This is a genomic window from Methylobacterium sp. P3_A11 (assembly GCF_056403155.1).
Genome location: NZ_JBFUGA010000058.1, coordinates 1 through 17,310, shown reverse-complemented (window position 1 = coordinate 17,310; position 17,310 = coordinate 1). Strand labels below are relative to the sequence as shown.

General features: G+C 69.2%; 14 protein-coding genes. 8 read left to right on the top strand and 6 right to left on the bottom strand.

The window, feature by feature from the left end; all coding sequences use genetic code 11:
• Window positions 1–21: 21 nt before the first annotated feature.
• Both AC1DXK_RS18460 and AC1DXK_RS18455 read right to left on the bottom strand, forming a co-directional pair.
• Window positions 22–2,061: an FUSC family protein gene (locus AC1DXK_RS18460; RefSeq protein WP_477298601.1), complete on the bottom strand. Its 2,040-nt coding sequence runs from the start codon at window positions 2,059–2,061 to the stop codon at window positions 22–24.
• 131 nt (window positions 2,062–2,192) lie between these two features.
• Window positions 2,193–2,489: a hypothetical protein gene (locus tag AC1DXK_RS18455; RefSeq protein ID WP_457106385.1), complete on the bottom strand. Its 297-nt coding sequence runs from the start codon at window positions 2,487–2,489 to the stop codon at window positions 2,193–2,195.
• Window positions 2,490–2,730: 241 nt separating this feature from the next.
• On the opposite strand from AC1DXK_RS18455, the gene AC1DXK_RS18450 reads away from it, so the two are divergent.
• On the top strand, window positions 2,731–3,366 hold the full coding sequence (locus AC1DXK_RS18450; protein WP_457106384.1) for a glutathione S-transferase N-terminal domain-containing protein: 636 nt from the start codon (window positions 2,731–2,733) through the stop codon (window positions 3,364–3,366).
• A gap of 7 nt (window positions 3,367–3,373) precedes the next feature.
• On the opposite strand, the gene AC1DXK_RS18445 is transcribed toward AC1DXK_RS18450, so the two are convergent.
• Window positions 3,374–3,838 (bottom strand): DUF2147 domain-containing protein, encoded by a 465-nt coding sequence (locus AC1DXK_RS18445; protein ID WP_457106383.1) that lies wholly within the window; start codon window positions 3,836–3,838, stop codon window positions 3,374–3,376.
• A gap of 268 nt (window positions 3,839–4,106) precedes the next feature.
• Between AC1DXK_RS18445 and ndk the strand changes: the two genes are divergently transcribed.
• Both ndk and AC1DXK_RS18435 read left to right on the top strand, forming a co-directional pair.
• Entirely contained in the window at window positions 4,107–4,529 is a 423-nt protein-coding gene (gene ndk, locus AC1DXK_RS18440; RefSeq protein WP_457106382.1) for a nucleoside-diphosphate kinase, read from the top strand.
• A gap of 168 nt (window positions 4,530–4,697) precedes the next feature.
• A complete protein-coding gene (locus tag AC1DXK_RS18435; protein WP_457106381.1) occupies window positions 4,698–5,063 on the top strand; it encodes a hypothetical protein in 366 nt (121 codons plus the stop codon).
• 139 nt (window positions 5,064–5,202) lie between these two features.
• Here the strand turns inward: AC1DXK_RS18435 and purN are convergent, their stop codons facing one another.
• On the bottom strand, window positions 5,203–5,853 hold the full coding sequence (purN, locus tag AC1DXK_RS18430; RefSeq protein ID WP_457106380.1) for a phosphoribosylglycinamide formyltransferase: 651 nt from the start codon (window positions 5,851–5,853) through the stop codon (window positions 5,203–5,205).
• Complete coding sequence (purM, locus tag AC1DXK_RS18425) at window positions 5,853–6,932, bottom strand: phosphoribosylformylglycinamidine cyclo-ligase (RefSeq protein ID WP_457106379.1); 1,080 nt, start codon at window positions 6,930–6,932, stop codon at window positions 5,853–5,855. Before purM ends, purN begins: the two co-directional genes overlap by 1 nt.
• Before the next feature lie 141 nt (window positions 6,933–7,073).
• On the opposite strand from purM, the gene AC1DXK_RS18420 reads away from it, so the two are divergent.
• The 5 genes from AC1DXK_RS18420 to AC1DXK_RS18400 all read left to right on the top strand — a co-directional run bounded on the left by AC1DXK_RS18420 (window position 7,074) and on the right by AC1DXK_RS18400 (window position 15,979).
• A complete protein-coding gene (locus tag AC1DXK_RS18420) occupies window positions 7,074–8,198 on the top strand; it encodes an AI-2E family transporter (RefSeq protein WP_457106378.1) in 1,125 nt (374 codons plus the stop codon).
• Between the two features lie 13 nt (window positions 8,199–8,211).
• The gene (locus tag AC1DXK_RS18415; RefSeq protein ID WP_457106377.1) at window positions 8,212–8,922 is read left to right on the top strand and encodes a P-loop NTPase family protein; all 711 of its coding nucleotides are present in this window, start codon (window positions 8,212–8,214) and stop codon (window positions 8,920–8,922) included.
• Window positions 8,923–9,027: 105 nt separating this feature from the next.
• On the top strand, window positions 9,028–11,412 hold the full coding sequence (locus tag AC1DXK_RS18410) for an RNA degradosome polyphosphate kinase (protein WP_477298596.1): 2,385 nt from the start codon (window positions 9,028–9,030) through the stop codon (window positions 11,410–11,412).
• Between the two features lie 82 nt (window positions 11,413–11,494).
• Window positions 11,495–13,048, top strand: coding sequence for an exopolyphosphatase (gene ppx, locus AC1DXK_RS18405; protein ID WP_457106375.1), 1,554 nt, complete (start codon window positions 11,495–11,497; stop codon window positions 13,046–13,048).
• 414 nt (window positions 13,049–13,462) lie between these two features.
• Window positions 13,463–15,979, top strand: coding sequence for a methyl-accepting chemotaxis protein (locus tag AC1DXK_RS18400; protein WP_477298594.1), 2,517 nt, complete (start codon window positions 13,463–13,465; stop codon window positions 15,977–15,979).
• Between the two features lie 30 nt (window positions 15,980–16,009).
• Here the strand turns inward: AC1DXK_RS18400 and AC1DXK_RS18395 are convergent.
• The coding region (locus tag AC1DXK_RS18395) for an acetamidase/formamidase family protein (protein ID WP_477298592.1) at window positions 16,010–17,310 on the bottom strand (1,301 nt) is incomplete at its 5' end.

Sequence of the window (17,310 nt, the reverse complement as noted above, 5' to 3'; positions counted from 1 at the left end):
CACCCCAGGAGACGCTGCCGGTCAGAAGAGCGCGATGTCGAGGCGATGCAGGAATCGCCGGTGGCGGGTGATGGTGCGTGCCGCGGTGACGAGGTCGCTCGCCGCGCAGGCGGTGGTGAGCCGCACCGCCCGATCCCGCGCGGATGCGGCGCGGATCAGTTCGCGGGCGGCTTCCTCGAGAGCGCGATCGTCGCCCGCCGCGAGGGCGTCGCGGGCGCGGGGGATCACGCCGCGCAGGCTCTGGATCGACCAGAGCCGGCGGAGTTCCGCATGAGCCCGGGCGGCGGCCGCTTCCAGGCGGGCGAGGGCGAAGGCGTGGGTCAGGTTCGCCCGTCGCACGGCACCGCTTCCCGAGCTGTAGCCCGCGAACTGGAAGAGCCGGTCCGCATTCAGGCTCGTGCGCGTCGTGGCATCGCCCCCCTCGCCGACGAGCGCATCGGCCAGCGCCCGCCGCGCGGAGTCGAGGGCGAACACGCGTTGCTGCGCGCGCGTGACCGGGAGCAGCAGGCGGACGACGATCGACAGGATCACGGCGGCCACGACCACCAGGAAGGCGTTCAGCAGGAAGGTGAGGGCATCGTAGCTCTKCGGGTTGGACGGCCCGAGCAGCACCGGAAAGAACACGATCACGATGAAGCCGATGCCGAAGGTCTTAGGGTTGAGCGACAGGAAGCAGCCGAAGGCGATCACCGGCGCCATTACGATCGCCAGCATCGGGAATCCCTGAACGCCGTTGAGGAACACGAACCGGGCGATGCCCGCGAAGGTCGCCGCGAGGATCATCCCGATCACCACGCCGTTCGCGAATTTCCGCGGATCCGGCGTCGAAGATGACAGGGCCGCGGTTGACGCCACTTGGACCAGCGCGAAGGACGCCTGCGGCAGGCCGAGGGCGACGAAGGCGGCCGCCGTGACGGCGAAGCCGATGGCCACCCGCAGGGCGCCGCGCAGGGCGACCGGGAAGTCGCGGTGCGTCGGAAGCGCGGCATCGCGCAGGGGGCGATGTCCGTCCGCCACCGCACGGATCCCATCCTGCGCGAAGGTCGCGGCGCAGACGAAATCCAGGGCGCGCTGGAGGACCACAACCTCGTCGAGGGGGCGATCCCCGGCACGGACCGCGGCGTCGACGAGGTCGCGCAGCCGTTCGTCGTCGCGGTCGAGGGCCTCGGGATCGGGCGCGTCGGCCACCCGCCGGCAGATCGCCATGGCCTCTGCGACGGCCGGGCTCGGATTGCGCAGGCAGGCAGCCGCGGCCGCCACGCTGCGGATCGACGCGGCCATCCCGTAGAGTGCGGCGATGCAGCTCCGCGCACCGGCGGCGCGGAAGCGACCGTCGTCGAGTTCCCCCGCGATCGCGCTGGCATCGGCGCGCATCGGCGCGATGGTGCGGATCAGCGCGGCGGTTTGGGTGGCGCCGAGATCCCCCGCCGCCAGCGTCTCGCGGGCATAGCTCCGCGTTTCGTCCCAGGCCGTGCGGAGCTGCGGCAGCAGTGCCCGCCACGTGCTCGGCGACGCCAGGGCATCGTTGATGAAGGTGATCACGACGATGCCGAGGACGATCACGGCGACGCGGGACACCGCGGCGTCGAAGGCGCCCTGCGGGTCGTCGATCTGGCCCAGGGCGATGATCGCCACGGTGTAGCCGGAGAGCATCGCTCCGTAGGCCCTCGTATCCTGCAGGTACTGCGCGACGAAGACGCAGAGGCCGAGCCACACCGTGAATCCGAGGAGAAGCAGCACCCGGTCCTGTCCGAACAGGCCTACGAGGGCGAGGGACACCACCGCTCCGATCAGGGTGCCGAGGAGGCGATAGACCGCCTTCGAGATCGCCTGCCCGCGCTTGGGCTGCGCGAGGATCGCCACGCAGGTGGCGGCGGACGAGGCGCTGTCGAGCTGAAGCCAGAAGGCGGCGGCCAGGGCCAGCATCATGGCGATCCAGATCCGCAGCGCGAACGCCCAGGCGGCCGGCTTGGGCACCCAGGCATCGAGGAACGCCACCGCACGGTCGAAGACCGATGCGGCACGCGCCCCCCCGGCGGGGGTGACCGCGGCCTCAGCCACGCCGGTCCCGGCGCAGCGTGCCGTCCGCCTTCACCTGGAACGGAACCTCGTCCGTCATGGCTTCGCGCCTCCCGACGTCGCCCATGGGCGGATGTCTGAACACACGAGAAGCTCTGCGGTTCGCGAGCGCCTCAGGCCTTGTCGCCGCCTTTGAGGCGCTTGTTGCACTTGCTCCAGTACTGCGGCCATTTCGGCCCCTGCGCCGCCTTCTGCACGTCGGTCAGCGCACGCCACTCGGCGCCGCAGGTCTTCTGACGGTCGCGGGCGGCGGCCTGGCCGGAACTGGGCTGCTTGGCGGTCGCCCCGCCCGGTGCCGCCGGCGCCTCGGAGGCCGGAGGGGCCTTGGCGGGCGCCTCCTTGGAAAGGCCCGGCTGAGCAGCCAGCAGCGGCGCGGACAGGATCGCGATCCTGACGAGTCGATCGATCATTCGTTTAGTCCCCCTCGGACGTCGTGCCGACGCCCGAGACGCAGTCTCGCCGCGCGCGCGCCGGGCCGGCAAGCCCGGCACCGCATCTGCCAACAGCTTCGGCGACGACGGCCCGAATCGTCAGCCGAGATTCCGCCTCGCCCTTGAGCGCGGCCGGGAAATCGTCTTCACTGTTGGTGTTGTCCGAAAACGGCGGAGGACCACCGCGCCGCCGATGATTCGGTCGAGGAGCAGGCAGAGCATGGCAGCGGTGTCCGGGCGGCCGATCGACGTCCATACGTGGAGTACGCCGAACGGCTGGAAGATCCCGATCATGCTCGAAGAGTGCGGACTGCCCTATCGGATCGTCCCGGTGGACATCGCCAAGAACGAGCAGTTCGGCCCGGACTTCCTCGCGATCTCGCCCAACAACAAGATCCCGGCGATCGTCGATCCGGACGGGCCGGGTGGACAGCCGATCTCCGTTTTCGAATCCGGCGCGATTCTGCAATATCTCGGCCGGAAGACCGGGCAGTTTTACCCTTCGGACGAGCGAGCCCGCGTCGCGGTCGATGAATGGCTATTCTGGCAGGTGGCGGGGTTCGGGCCGATGCTCGGGCAGACCCACCACTTCAAGATCTACGCGCCCGAGAAGGTCCCGTACGCGATCGAGCGGTTCACCGCCGAGGCGAAACGCCTGTACGGAGTCCTGGAGCGGCGCCTCGAAGGCCGGGCGTATCTCGCCGACGCCTATTCAATCGCCGACATCGCGACGTTCACCTGGGCGAAGCTCAATTTCAAACAGGGCGTCGATATCAACGCCCTGCCGAACGTGGCCCGCTGGTTGGACAGCATCCTGGCGAGGCCGGCAGTGCAGCGCGGCCTCGCGTCGATCTGACAAACGGTCAGTTCTTGTTGGCGGCCTGCTGGTTCACGTCCGGGACGCGGGTCCAGGTCTGTGAGCCGCACAGCACCTTGAGCATGCAGCCGGACACGCTGAGTTCGGCCTCGCTCTCGCGCTCCAGGCTGACCGTGTAGATCTTGCCTTCCTCGATATTGTAGAGTTCCCCAGTGTACTTCTCCTCATCGGGCTTGAGGCCTTCGATGAGCTGGAGACCGATCACAGGACGGGCGCGCTTCTTCGGATCGGGATTCTTGAGGTCGGTGCGCGGCGCGCCGCTGTCGGTGGTGGGCATCTTCAGCCAGACGACCTTGCCGCAGACGAGCTTCTGCCCCGGGCCGCAGCGGTCGATCCGGATCTTGGCGCGGCCATCCCCGGTGAGCCAGGTGCCGGACGGATCCTTGGCGGTGTCGGCGGCAGCGGCGGAGAGGCCGGCGAGCAGCAGGCCGGCGCTGAGAGCGAGTCGCATGGTTCGTCTCCGGTATTGGGGCATCGCGGACGCCCGAGGGGTGGACGAAGTCGGTTGGTGCGTGAGAGAGCCGCCGCAATCCGGCGATTTTTCGGCGGTGTTGCGGCAGAGCCACGGCCGTGCTTGATCCAGGCCGTCCCGGCGCGCAGCTTGAGGCCTCGGGGAGCGCCCGCTATAAGCCCGGCACCGAAGCGAAATTCTCGCTTTCGAGGCGCTGCCGGACGCCCGGCGCGCCGCACGATTTATCCACAGACAGACCGGACGCACCATGGCCACCGAGCGCACCTTCTCGATCCTGAAGCCCGACGCGACGCGGCGGAACCTGACCGGCGCGGTCAACGCGGTTATCGAGGAGGCGGGCCTGCGCATCGTCGGCCAGCGACGCATCCGCATGACCAAGGCGCAGGCCGAGAAGTTCTACGAGGTGCACAAGGAGCGTCCGTTCTTCGGGGAACTCGTGACGTTCATGACCTCCGGCCCGGTTGTGGTTCAGGTTCTCGAGGGCGAGAACGCGGTTGCCAAGTACCGTGAGGTGATGGGCGCCACGAACCCGGCCCAGGCGGCCGAGGGCACGATCCGCAAGAAGTTCGCCGAGTCCGTCGGCGAGAACACGGTCCACGGTTCGGACAGCACCGAGAACGCCAAGCTCGAGATCGCGCAGTTCTTCCAGGATTCCGATATCGCCGCGTGAGGCGACGCGCGGTGGCGGTCCGGGCACACCGGGCCGCCATCGTCCCATGCCGCACCCGGCCGCGCGGTGAATGCCGCCGGGTGTGTCCGGGCCGCCATTGACGGCATACGGGCCTGAAGCGTCCAACGGCTGAGCTTAACCAACCTCAGCCCCTGGACCGCCACGACCATGACGATGCGCCGCCTGCCCCTGATGATCGCGACCGGCCTGTTCGCCCTCGGTGCGACCGCCGCCCTCGCCGGCGGATCCTCGGCCCCGTTCCAGCAATACGAGCCGGATCCGGCGCTCAAGACCGCCACCAAGGCCAGTCTGGAGGGCCGCGTGCGGCACGCCTGCACGGTCGTCCAGGCCCGCATGACCAGCGCCACCGAGGCCGCCCTGGAGCGTCCCTGCGGCTGCTATGCCCGCCAGACCCTGCGCAGCCTGGACCAGTCCGAGATCGAGGCCTACCGCACCACCGGCTACTTCAACGATTCCGCCCGCGCAAAGGCGCTCTCGGCCCTCGACAGCTGCAAGCTGCAGCGTCCGGTCTGAGGCATCCCGACAGCTTGCCGGTCTGCGCGCCGCCGTCGCGGGCGCAGCGGAGCGGCCCAGGCGCGCGGACCATCGATGAGCGTGGCGCTGCGAACCGGCTTCGCCGCGCTCGGAACGGTCAGGTCGCCGCAGCAGGCCGCTAGAGACTGAACAGCGCGCCCTCGGGCGCCTCTTCGGCAATGACGACGCGTTCGCCTTCAAGGCGTGCGCGTCCGCCCGCCACCAGGGCCAGCACCGCTGGGTAGAGCCGGCGCTCCTGCACGATCACGCGATCCGCGAGGCTGTCGGGATCGTCGTCCTGGCGGACCGGGATCGCCGCTTGCGCCACGATCGGACCGGCATCCAGTTCCGGTACCACGAAGTGGACGGTGCAGCCGTGCAAGCGCACGCCGGCGTCGAGGGCCTGCCGGTGGGTGTGGGTCCCCTTGAACAGGGGCAGGAGCGACGGATGGATGTTGAGCATCCGTCCCGCCCAGGACGCCACGAAGTCTGGCGTCAGGATCCGCATGAAGCCCGCCAGACACACGAGGTCGATATCGGCCGCCCGCAGGGCCGCGTCGAGCACGGCATCGAAACCGGCCCGGTCCGGGAAGGCTCTGTGATCGATCGCCTGCGTCGGGATGCCGGCCTCGGCCGCCCGCGCGAGGCCGGCCGCGTCCGGACGGTTCGATACCACCAGTACGATCTCCGCCGGATAGGCGGGATCCCGGGCCGCCTCCAACAAGGCGACCATGTTGGAGCCGCGCCCCGAGATCAGGATGGCGACGCGGGTCTTGCGGGCGGGTGCCATCAGAGGGCGAGGCGTCCGCTGAAGGTCACGGGTTCGGATCCGCGCGCCGTGATCCGTCCCAGACGCACCGGCGTCTCGCCGGCCCGGGTGAGGGCCTCGTCGACGTCGTCCACGGCCTCGGCGGCGGCGATCACCACCATGCCGATCCCGCAATTGAAGGTGCGCAGCATCTCGGCCTCGGCGACGCCGCCCTCTCGGGCGAGCCATCCGAACACGGCCGGCGGCGTGACCGCATCGAGATCGATGGCGATGCCGACATCGTCGGGAAGAACGCGGGGCAGGTTGTCGGGGAAGCCGCCGCCCGTGATGTGGGCAAGCGCCCGGATGCCGTCCGTCGCGCCCAGGGCGGCTAGAAGCGGCTTCACGTAGATCCGGGTGGGCTCCAGCAGCGCATCGCCGAGACTGCGCTCGGGGGCGAAGGGTGCCGGCGCATCCCAGCCGAGGCCGGTTTGAGCAACTATCCGGCGGACCAGGGAAAACCCGTTTGAGTGCACGCCGGACGACGGCAGGCCGAGCACGACGTCACCGGCACGGATGCCCGGGCGGGGCAGCAGGCTGCCGCGCTCGGCGGCCCCCACGGAGAATCCCGCGAGGTCGTAGTCGGACCCGTCATAGAGGCCCGGCATCTCGGCGGTCTCGCCGCCGATCAGCGCGCAACCGGCCTGACGGCACCCCTCGGCGATGCCGCGCACGATGTCGGCGCCGACACCCGGGACCAGCTTGCCGGTGGCATAATAGTCGAGGAAGAACAGGGGCTCTGCGCCCTGGACGATGATGTCGTTGACGCACATGGCCACGAGGTCGATGCCGATCGTGTCGTGGCGCCCGGTCTCGATGGCGATCTTGACCTTGGTTCCGACGCCGTCATTGGCCGCGACCAGGATCGGGTCGCGGAAGCCCGCGGCCTTCAGGTCGAACAGGCCGCCGAACCCGCCGATCTCGGCATCGGCGCCCGGGCGCCGGGTGGAGCGCACCAGCGGCTTGATCGTCTCGACCATGGCGTTGCCGGCATCGATGTCGACGCCCGCCTCCGCGTAGGTCAGCCCCGTATTCGGCTCCTTGCCGTCCCTGGCCGTCATGCCCGCGCCACCTCGTTCAATACTGGCTCCGCTCTAAAGGCTTACCGCGCGCGGCGCGAGTCGGCGCAGCGGCGCCTTGATCGGCGCACACCGCATACCCACTCTGCCGACGGGCGCGGCGTGCTGCGGGGGAGCGTCATCGTGCGTGCACGGGCTGTGATCGGGCTGGCCGCTGTCGTCGCCCTGGGACTCGTCGTCTACCTGCTCCGGGAGGTGATGCTGCCCTTCGTAGCCGGCATCACCCTGGCCTACCTGCTCGATCCTCTGGCCGATCGACTGGAGCGCCTCGGCCTCGGGCGGCTGGCGGCCAGCCTGCTGATCCTCGCCCTGTTCGTTGTCGTCCTCGTGGTGACGCTGCTGATCCTGATCCCGCTGACGGCCAATCAGGTCGTGGCGCTCGTGAACGCCCTGCCGGGCATGGTGTCCCGTCTCCAGGCCATCATCGCCGAGCGATCCGGGACCCTGCTCGAACGGGTCGGCGGTGCGAATGTCCTCACGGAGCTGCAATCCTCGGTGGGGACGCTGGCCACCCAGGCGGGCGCGTGGCTCCTGGCCTTCCTGAAATCCCTCTGGTCGGGCAGCCAGGCGCTGATCTCGATCGCCTCGCTGCTCGTCGTGACTCCGGTGGTCGCGTTCTACATCCTCGTCGACTGGGACCGGATGGTCGCGGCGATCGATGGCTGGGTGCCGCCGCGGCACCGGGCGACGGTGCGCGAGCTCGCGCGCCAGATCGACGGGGCGGTGACCGGCTACGTCCGGGGCCAGACCCTGGTCTGCCTCATCCTGGGAAGCTTCTACGCGGTGGGCCTCTGGCTGATCGGCCTCAACTTCGGGGTCCTGATCGGATTGATTGCGGGATTCCTGACCTTCATCCCGTATGTCGGGACGCTGACGGGATTCCTGCTCTCCGTGGGCGTCGCCCTCGTCCAGTTCTGGCCTTCTGGAGACTGGCTGTATCTCGGCCTCACGGTGGCCGTGTTCCTCGTCGGGCAGTTCCTGGAAGGGAACGTCATCTCGCCGAAGCTGGTGGGCGATTCCACCGGGCTTCACCCGGTCTGGCTGATGTTCGCGCTCCTGGCGTTCGGGACGCTGTTCGGCTTCGTCGGGCTGCTGCTGGCGGTGCCGATCGCGGCCTCGATCGGCGTGCTCGTGCGCTTCGCCCTGGCCCGATACCTGGAGAGCCGCCTTTATCACGCGGGGCAGCCGATCCTGATCGAGCACGACGGCAAGGACGCTTCGGCCTTGACCTCGGCGCGCGCGGGATGATCCTGGACGCAGCATGCGCGAGAACGCACCTCCCCGGCAGCTCGCCTTCGACCTGCCCCTCGATCCCCGGTACGGGCGCGAGGATTTCCTCGTCGGGCCGGCCAACGAGGCCGCCTACACGCTGATCGAGGCTTGGCCGGACTGGCCCGACAGCGTCCTGATCCTCACCGGCCCCTCCGGCAGCGGCAAGAGCCATCTGGCGGCGATCTGGGCGGAGCGTGCCCATGCCTGGACCGTCCCGGCCTCCGACTTGGGGGCCGACGCGGTCCAGCATCTGGTCTCGAACGGGGCGCTGGTCATCGAGGACCTCGATCGGGCGGAGCGACTCGACGAGGCGGCGCTGTTCCACCTGTTGAACCGGGCGCGGGAGCGCGCCTGCCCGGTCCTGCTGACGAGCGCCAGCGGGATCGACGCCCTCGGCCTTGCCACGCCGGACCTGCGCTCGCGGCTGCGGCTGGCGCCCCGCATCGCCATCGAGGCGCCCGACGACGCACTCCTGCGCGCGGTTCTGGTCAAGCTGTTCGTGGACCGGCAACTGGTCGTCGACCTGGGCGTGATCGATTCGCTGGCCCTGCGGATCGACCGTTCGCTGGGACGCGCCCGCGATGTCGTGGCCGAACTGGACCGCGACGCCCTCGGGCGCGGACGCCGCATCAGCCGGCCCCTCGCTCTGGCGGTGCTGCGGCGCATGGGGCTCGACGATGAGCCCGACCCGAGCGGCTGAGCGCCGAAAGCTGCGGCCGTCACGGAACTGTCGTGAAGGCCGCCGGTCTGGGATGATACAGGCTGCGCCGCCGCGAGGGGCGAGGCGCAGAGACAGGGATCGGGGATGGAATCGACGCAGAAGCCCGTGGACCGCGACGCCGCCGACGAGGCCGTCGAGCCCCGTCGGCGCGCGGCGGCCAATCCGACGGCCCGGCGTGCCCCTGCGGCCAAGCGTGTGCCGGTCGATCCCGCCTCCGGCACGGCCGCTCCGGCCGCGGTCCCGCCCGCCGACGCCAATGATGAATGGCCGGCGGCCGCCACCCCGGCGGAGCCGCCCGTCGGCGCGGCCCGTGAGCCGGTCGTCGAGGCGGGGCGGTCCCTGCGGCACTCGCCGGAGCGGTACGTGAACCGCGAGCTGTCCTGGCTGCAGTTCAACCGGCGCGTCCTGGAGGAGGCGTCGAACCCGAACCATCCGCTGCTGGAGCGTCTGCGCTTCCTGTCCATCTCGGCGAACAATCTCGACGAGTTCTTCATGGTCCGCGTGGCGGGCCTGATCGATCAGGTCCGGGCCGGTCTCACGGTGCCGTCCCAGGACGGCCTGTCCCCCTCCGAGCAGCTGGTTCGGATCGGCACCGAGGTCTCGCGACTTGCCGCCGACCAGCAGGCCCGCTGGCGTCAGCTTCGCGAGGAGTTGCACGCGTCCGACGTCGACATCGTCGAGCCGGCCTCGCTCACGGCCGAGCAGGCGGCGTGGCTGGAGGAGTACTTCCTCAACCACGTCTTCCCGGTTCTGACGCCGCTGGCGATCGATCCGGCCCATCCGTTTCCGTTCATCCCGAATCTCGGCACCACCATCGCGCTGATGCTGGTGCGGCCGAAGGACGGCCGGCTGCTCCGCGCCCTGATCCGCCTGCCCGGCGTCATCGACCGGTTCGTGCGCCTGCCGGTGAGCGACAGTGAGACGTCGGCGCGACTGATCCCGATCGAGCAGGTGATCGGGATGTTCACCGGGCGGCTCTTCCCCGGCTACCTCGTCAAGGGCAGCGGCGCGTTCCGCGTGGTCCGCGATTCGGACCTCGAGATCGAGGAGGAGGCGGAGGACCTCGTCCTTCACTTCGAGACCGCCCTGAAGCAGCGCCGCCGCGGCGTCGTGATCCGCCTCGAGGTCGATGCCGGCATGTCCGAGGATTTGCGCAGCTTCGTGGCGGACGAGCTGGAGATCTCGCCGGACGCGATCTTCCTCGTCGAGGGCATGCTGGCGCTCAACGAGCTGTCTCAGGTCGTGGGGATCGATCGCCCGGACCTCAAGTTCAAGACCTACAATCCGCGCTTCCCCGAGCGCATCCGCGAGAGCGGCGGCGACGTCTTCGCGGCGATCCGGCAGAAGGATTTCATCGTCCACCACCCCTACGAATCGTTCGATTCGGTGGTGCAGTTCCTTGCCCAGGCCGCCCGCGACCCGAACGTCGTGGCGATCAAGCAGACGCTCTATCGCACCTCGTCGAACTCGCCGATCGTGGCGGCCCTCGCGGAGGCCGCCGAACTCGGCAAGTCCGTCACCGCCCTCGTGGAGCTGAAGGCGCGCTTCGACGAGGAGGCGAATATCCGCTGGGCGCGCAATCTGGAGAAGGCCGGCGCGCAGGTGGTCTTCGGCTTCGTGGAGCTGAAGACCCACGCCAAGCTGTCGCTGGTGGTCCGGCGGGAGGGCGACAAGCTCGTCACCTACTGCCACGTCGGCACCGGCAACTATCACCCGATCACCGCGCGCATCTATACGGACCTGTCGTTCTTCACCGCGGACCCGGCGATCGCCCGCGACGTGTCGCGGATCTTCAACTTCATCACCGGCTACGCCGAGCCGGCCGAGCTGGAGCGGATGGCGGTGTCGCCGCTGACGCTCAAGAACCGGCTCCTGGAGCACATCGAGGCGGAGGTGGTCCACGCAAAGGCCGGACGTCCGGCGGCGATCTGGATCAAGTGCAACTCGCTGGTCGACAGCCAGATCATCGACGCGCTCTACGACGCCTCGGAGGCCGGCGTTCAGATCGACTGCGTGGTGCGCGGCATCTGCTGCCTGCGTCCGGGGATCCCCGGCCTGTCGGAGACGATCCGCGTGAAGTCGATCGTCGGGCGCTTCCTCGAGCACGGGCGCATCTACGCCTTCGGCAACGGCGTCGGGCTGCCCCATCCCAAGGCCACGGTCTACATCTCCTCGGCGGACCTGATGAGCCGGAACCTCGACCGGCGGGTCGAGGCGCTCCTGCCGATCACCAATCCCACCGTGCACCAGCAGGTGCTCGATCAGATCATGCTGGCCAACCTGCTCGACAACCGCCAGAGCTGGCGCCTGCTCGCCTCCGGCGGCTGCGAACGGATCCAACCCGCCGACAGCGAGGAGCCCTTCAACGCGCACAAGTATTTCATGACGAACCCGAGTCTCTCGGGGCGCGGCAAGGCGTCGAAGAAGTCGAGCCCGCGGGCTCTGAGCCGCCGTGCGCAGCGCAGCTGAGTTTCGCCGCGCGGCGAGGCTGGGCTAAACCTCCCGCACGGCGCGCCGGCAGGTGCGTCGGGCTGATGAAGGACTCGGACGTTTGGGCAGCCCTCGTGCCAACCTCACCCTCGCGCACGCCGCGGAGACGTATCCCGGTGATCTGCGCCATCCCGTGGCGATCATCGATATCGGCTCCAACTCCGTACGGCTCGTGGCCTATGACGGCCTGAGCCGGGCTCCGACCCCCCTCTACAACGAGAAGGTGCTCTGCGGCCTGGGCCGCAACGTGCTGACCACGGGTCGCCTGAACGAGGATGCGGTGGTCCGGGCGCTCGCCGCCCTGAATCGGTTCCGGGTGCTCTGCGAGACGATGCGCGTCGGGCGCGTCTTCGTCCTCGCCACGGCGGCGGCGCGGGACGCCGAGAACGGCCCGGATTTCCTGCGCGCCGCGGAAGCGGCCTGCGGCCAGGAGATCCAGCTTCTGTCGGGACGGCGCGAAGCGGAACTCTCCGCGCTCGGCGTCGTCTCGGGCTTCCACGCACCGAACGGGGTCGTGGGCGACCTGGGCGGCGGATCCCTCGAACTGGTGGACGTCCGCGGGACGGTGGTCGGCCAGGGGGTGACCATGCCCCTCGGCGGCCTCGCCCTTCAGGATCTCTCCGGCGGCTCGGTCAAGAAGGCCGCCAAGATCGTCCGCGAGTACATGCGCAAGGCTGCGCCGCAACTCGAGACCTTGCGCGGGCGGACCTTCTACGCGGTCGGTGGAACGTGGCGGGCCATCGCGCGGCTCCATCAGGCGGCCCGCGGCTATCCCGTCCACGTGATGCACGGCTACACCGTGGAGCCCTCCGACGAGCTGAGCTTCCTCCAGGTCGTCGAACAGACCGACGTGGCGCTGCTTCAGGACGTCGATGCGATCTCGGAGGCCCGCCGCCCCCTGCTCGCCTACGGGGCCGTGGTACTGGAGGAGATCATCCGCGTCGGCCGCCCGCTGGAGGTGGCGATCTCGGCCTCGGGCGTGCGCGAGGGCCTGCTGTTCGAGCAGCTCGACCGCGACACCCGGTTGATCGATCCACTCCTGGCCTCGGCTTCGGAGTTCAATGTCCTGCGCGCGCGCTCGCCTCGCCACGGAGAGGAGCTGATCGCCTGGACGGACCAATTCGTCGCGAGCCTGGACGGTCACGAAACCGCCGACGAGCGGCGTCTCCGCCACGCCGGGTGCCTGCTCTCGGATGTGGGCTGGCGGGCGCATCCCGATTACCGCGACGAGCAGAGCATTGCGGCGATCCAGAATGCGGCCTTCGTCGGCGTCGACCACCCGGGCCGAGCCTATCTCGCCCTCTCGGTTTCGCTTCGGCACACGGGTCTCGCCCCCGAGAAGGCGAACCCGATCCTCCGGAATGTGGCCGGTCCGCGCCTGTTCGAACGGGCGCGCCTTCTGGGCGCGTTGCTCCGAGTCGCCTTCCCGATCTCGGCCGGTATGGACGGTGCGCTCGATCGGGCGCCCCTGATCGTCGAGGACGGCCGTGTGGTCCTGCGTCTGCCCAAGGCATGGGAAGCCTTGAGCGGCGATCGCCTATTGAACCGCGTGCGCGGCCTCGGGCGGGTCGTCGGCCTCGATGGGCGGGTCGAGATCCTGGGCGATCCCGTCTGATCCAGGCAGCGCCGCCGCCCGGGGCCTCGGTCCCGATGCAGGCGACACGCATCACGGCGCGCGCCTGGGCCCCGTCACCACGCATCGTGCGCCCACGAAAGCCGGTCCCTCGTCAGGAACGCTCAGGCACCGATCCGAGCGCCGACGGCTCATACACGTGGCCTCGAAATGCCTCGCCGACAGGTCGCAGCAAAGTGCGAGATTGAGAATTAAGAATTCAAATTTAACCAGCAAACATGTCGTTCAATCAAATTATGGCCACGCGTGATTGATACTATCTCACCGAGGCTGATTTTTCTCATTTTTTGATTGAATAGAGCATTTCGGCCGCAAATCTGGACGTGCAATCCAAAGATCATTTGATATCATGCGGGCGTTGCATCGAGCGTTCGTCGACAATGGGAATTCTTTACAATGTATTGGTTTGGTAGAGCGTCAATTCGAGCAGTCATGTCTGCTGCAATATTTTCAATGGCAGCGATGTTATTGGCCTACACGGCAGATGCTCTGATCGATGCGCGCTCACAAACCCGGCAGGCGCAGGAGGCCGTCACATTGAGCCGGGCCAGCCGACAATTGCTCAAGACGATCCTGCCAGTGCGCCTGGAGCGGGGCGCGTCGCTCGTCCTCGGCGGCGAGGCGGCCGCCGATACGGACAGCCTGGCGGCCCTCGCGACCAACCGGGAGGCGATGATCGCCGGCTTCAACGCCGTTCAGGACCTGCTGAGGGGTCAGGACGTGCCCGCCGTCTCGGCCACGCTGGGTCGCCTGAATGCGGCGCAGGACGCCACGAACGCGCTGCGGCCCCGCGTGGATGCCGCCCTGCGCGTCCCGAAGGCGCAGCGGGACCCGACGCTGTTTCCCGCGGTTCTCAAGGCCTTCCAAGAGCTCCTCGACGCGCTGACCGCGACGACGGACGCCGTGGATTCCGCGATCCCGCGCGCCGACGCCGACCTGCAGCGCGACCTCGTCCTCAAGCGCTCCGCCTGGACGACCCGCGTCGCGATCGGGAACGTCGCTCTGCGCGTGCACACGTCACTGGCGGTCGGAACGGGGTGGTCGCTCCCGGAGACCGTCGCGGCGGCCGAGGAGCGGGCCAAGGTGCAGATGGCCTGGATGAGCACGAGCGAGGCCGCGGCCGGTGTCGCCGACACCACGCGCGCGGCGTTCGAGAAGGCCAAGCGCAACAATTTCGAGGGCGAGGCCGCCGCCTCGGCCAAGGCGGTCTTCGATGCCTTGAGCCAGCACACGCCGTCGCCCTACACGTTCCAGGAACTCCGGCGCCGCAACACGGTCGAACAGGCGACCATCGTCGATCTCGCCGATTCGGCACTCGACGAGATGGTGGCCCGCGCCGAGACTCTTGCCGGGGCGGCGGACCGGGTTCTCCTCCGCAACGCTGCGGCGCTGGTCGCCGCATTGCTGCTCGTCGCCTTGGGTCTCGTCGCCGTGTCGCGGGGCGTGCTCCATCCGATCCGGGTGATCGCCGCTGCGATGCGGTCCCTGACCAGCGGCGACACCTCCGTCGATATCCCGGTGCGGGCGTATCGGAACGAATTCGCGCCGATCATGGCGGCCGTCGAGGCGTTCAGGGACAATCTGATCCGCACCCGTCAACTGGAGGCTGGGGCCGAGCAGGCCCGGCTCGACGCCGACGACCAACGCCGGGACAGCTTGCGGCAGATGGCCGAACGCTTCGAGCAGGCGGTCGGCGGCATGATCGGTCAGGTCGCGGCCTCGGCCTCGGCCCTCCAGATCACGGCGCAGACCATGACCGACACCGCCGCGCGGACCGCAGGCCAGTCCATGACCGTCGCGGCGGCCGCCGAGCGGGCTTCCAGGAACGTGAACACCGTGGCTGTGGCCGCCGAGGAACTCGGCGCCTCCGTGCAGGAGATCGGGCGGCAGGTCGACGGCTCGACGGATCTCGCCCGGCTGGCCGCGTCCGAGGCCGACCGGACCGGCACGCTGGTCCAGGCGTTGAGCAGCGCCGTGGGCAAGATCGGCGATGTCGTGGGGCTGATCTCGGCGATCGCCGGGCAGACCAACCTTCTGGCGCTCAACGCGACCATCGAGGCCGCCCGCGCCGGGGAGGCCGGCCGCGGCTTCGCGGTGGTCGCCGCCGAGGTGAAGGCGCTCGCCGACCAGACGGCGAAGGCGACCGAGGAGCTCGCCGGGCAGATCACGCGGGTGCAGGCCTCCACGGGCCAAGCGGTCGAGGCGATCGGGGCGATCACCGCGCGGATCCGCGAGATCAACAGCGTGGCGACCTCGATCGCGGCCGCGGTGGAGGAGCAGGGCGCGGCAACCCAGGAGATCGTCCGAAACGTCGGGCAGGCCGCGGCCGGGACCGGTGAGGTCACCGGCAACATCACGGGCGTCGCGGAAGCGGCGGAGAATACCGGATCGGCTGCCAGCGAAGTGCTCGGCGCGGCCTCCGAACTGTCCCATCAATCCGAGCATCTCACCGCCGAGGTCGGTCAGTTCCTGGCCAGCATCCGGGTCTCGTATGCGGTCTCGGCCGCCCAGGTCGCCCTGGTGCAGGGGAGCTTCGCGAAGGTGCAGCCGATCGGCGACACCGCGGCCGACCTGTTCTACGGGCGCCTGTTCGAGATCGCGCCCCAGGTCCGCGCGCTGTTCCCGGAGGACATGACCGCGCAGAAGCGGAAGCTGATGGCCATGCTGGCGCTGGCGGTGGCCAACCTGGACAAGCCCGAGGCCCTGGTCTCGACCGTGCGCGACCTCGGGCACCGGCACGTGGCGTACGGAACACTGGAGACCCACTTCGCGCCGGTGGGCGCCGCGCTGCTGTGGACCCTGGAGCAGGGTCTCGGCTCGGACTTCACGCCCGAGACCCGGGAGGCGTGGTCCGAGACCTATCGGGTGATCACCGGCCTCATGGCGATGGCCGGGATCGCGAAAGTCGCGTGAGGCCGTCCGGCCTCACGCCGCAGCCCGCTCTCAGGCGACCCGGTCAGAGAAGATCGCCTTCTTGACCACGGCGTGGACGCCCCAATTGCCGTCCACGACCTGTGTGATCCCGAAATCGACCGCCACCGACATCAGGGAGATCGCCTCGTCCTCGGTCAGCCCCTTCGCGTGCATCAGGAACTGGCGCATCTTCCGGAAGGCGTCCCGCATGGCGAGATCGATTGAGGATTTCTGGAAGATCGCGCTCTGCGCATCGGGACCGAGGTCGCGCAGGTAGTTGGGATAGCTGAAGCCGGACAGGACCCAGTCCTCCCGGGTCTCGATCATCGGGAAATCGAGGGCTTCGAGCGGCGTGCCCGGCAGGTCGGCCTTCTTGTGCAGGATGAACTGGAACGTGCCGGTGAGCGAGCACTCGATGGCCGTCCCGCACAACTCGGAATCGCCCTGGCTGGCATGGGGATCGCCCACGGAGAACAATGCCCCCGGCACCGCCACCGGATAGTAGAGGGTGGCGCCCTTGCCGATCCGCCAATTGTCGATGTTGCCGCCGGTGTAGCTCGGCGGGATGGTGTTCACGCGGTCGGCCTCGGCGGGGGCGACGCCCATCGTGCCGAAATGCGGGCGGATCGGCACCCGGATGCCCTTCAGCACCTCGTAGGTCTTCTGCGTCTTCGTATGGTCGACCGGCAGGCCGGGATAGTCGATGGTCGGATGGGCGACGCCGAACGGGTCGGTCACGCCGGGCCAGCGGAAGCTGTAGACCGCGCGCGCCCAGTCACGCTCGCCGGTGGCGTCGACCTCGTAGATGGTCACGACCTCCCGGGGCTTATCGCCGGTGATCAGGTCGTTGTAGTGGTAGCCCCACCAGGCGGCGGCGTTGCTGCCGAAGGTCAAGCCCTTGTACTTGGGATTGGCGCAGGGGCGGGGGGCGACGTCGAGGATCCGCACCTCCAGCACGTCGCCCGGTTCGGCGCCGCGGATCGCCACGGGGCCGGTGCAGATGTGCACCCCGAGGCCACCGCCCGGGCCGACCTTGGCGTCCATGGCCCCGGCCCCGCGGGGCGAGACGCCCATCCTGTCCTTCGTCCACAGATAGACGCTCTCGGCGCCAGGATCGCCCTGGATCATCCGCTCGGCGTCGTCGCTCGCCTGGTGGGTGAGCGTCTCGATGGTGACGAAGTCCCCCGAACCGATCTCGACCTGCGGCTTGAGGCTGCGGCTGAAGAAGCCCCAATGCACCGTCTCGGCGTTGGCCGGCAGGTGATGATGCGCGGTCGCGGCGATCTTGGCGCCGCTCGCCTGGGCGAGGGCGGGGCCGACCAGCGAGGGGC

Bases quoted from the DNA above. Each gene is read 5' to 3' on its own strand.
- AC1DXK_RS18450 (WP_457106384.1), top strand. From the start codon at position 2,731: ATGGCAGCGGTGTCCGGGCGGCCGATCGACGTCCATACGTGGAGTACG.
- AC1DXK_RS18435 (WP_457106381.1), top strand. From the start codon at position 4,698: ATGACGATGCGCCGCCTGCCCCTGATGATCGCGACCGGCCTGTTCGCC.
- ndk (WP_457106382.1), top strand. From the start codon at position 4,107: ATGGCCACCGAGCGCACCTTCTCGATCCTGAAGCCCGACGCGACGCGG.
- AC1DXK_RS18410 (WP_477298596.1), top strand. From the start codon at position 9,028: ATGGAATCGACGCAGAAGCCCGTGGACCGCGACGCCGCCGACGAGGCC.
- AC1DXK_RS18445 (WP_457106383.1), bottom strand. From the start codon at position 3,838: ATGCGACTCGCTCTCAGCGCCGGCCTGCTGCTCGCCGGCCTCTCCGCC.
- purM (WP_457106379.1), bottom strand. From the start codon at position 6,932: ATGACGGCCAGGGACGGCAAGGAGCCGAATACGGGGCTGACCTACGCG.
- purN (WP_457106380.1), bottom strand. From the start codon at position 5,853: ATGGCACCCGCCCGCAAGACCCGCGTCGCCATCCTGATCTCGGGGCGC.
- AC1DXK_RS18415 (WP_457106377.1), top strand. From the start codon at position 8,212: ATGCGCGAGAACGCACCTCCCCGGCAGCTCGCCTTCGACCTGCCCCTC.
- AC1DXK_RS18400 (WP_477298594.1), top strand. From the start codon at position 13,463: ATGTATTGGTTTGGTAGAGCGTCAATTCGAGCAGTCATGTCTGCTGCA.
- AC1DXK_RS18455 (WP_457106385.1), bottom strand. From the start codon at position 2,489: ATGATCGATCGACTCGTCAGGATCGCGATCCTGTCCGCGCCGCTGCTG.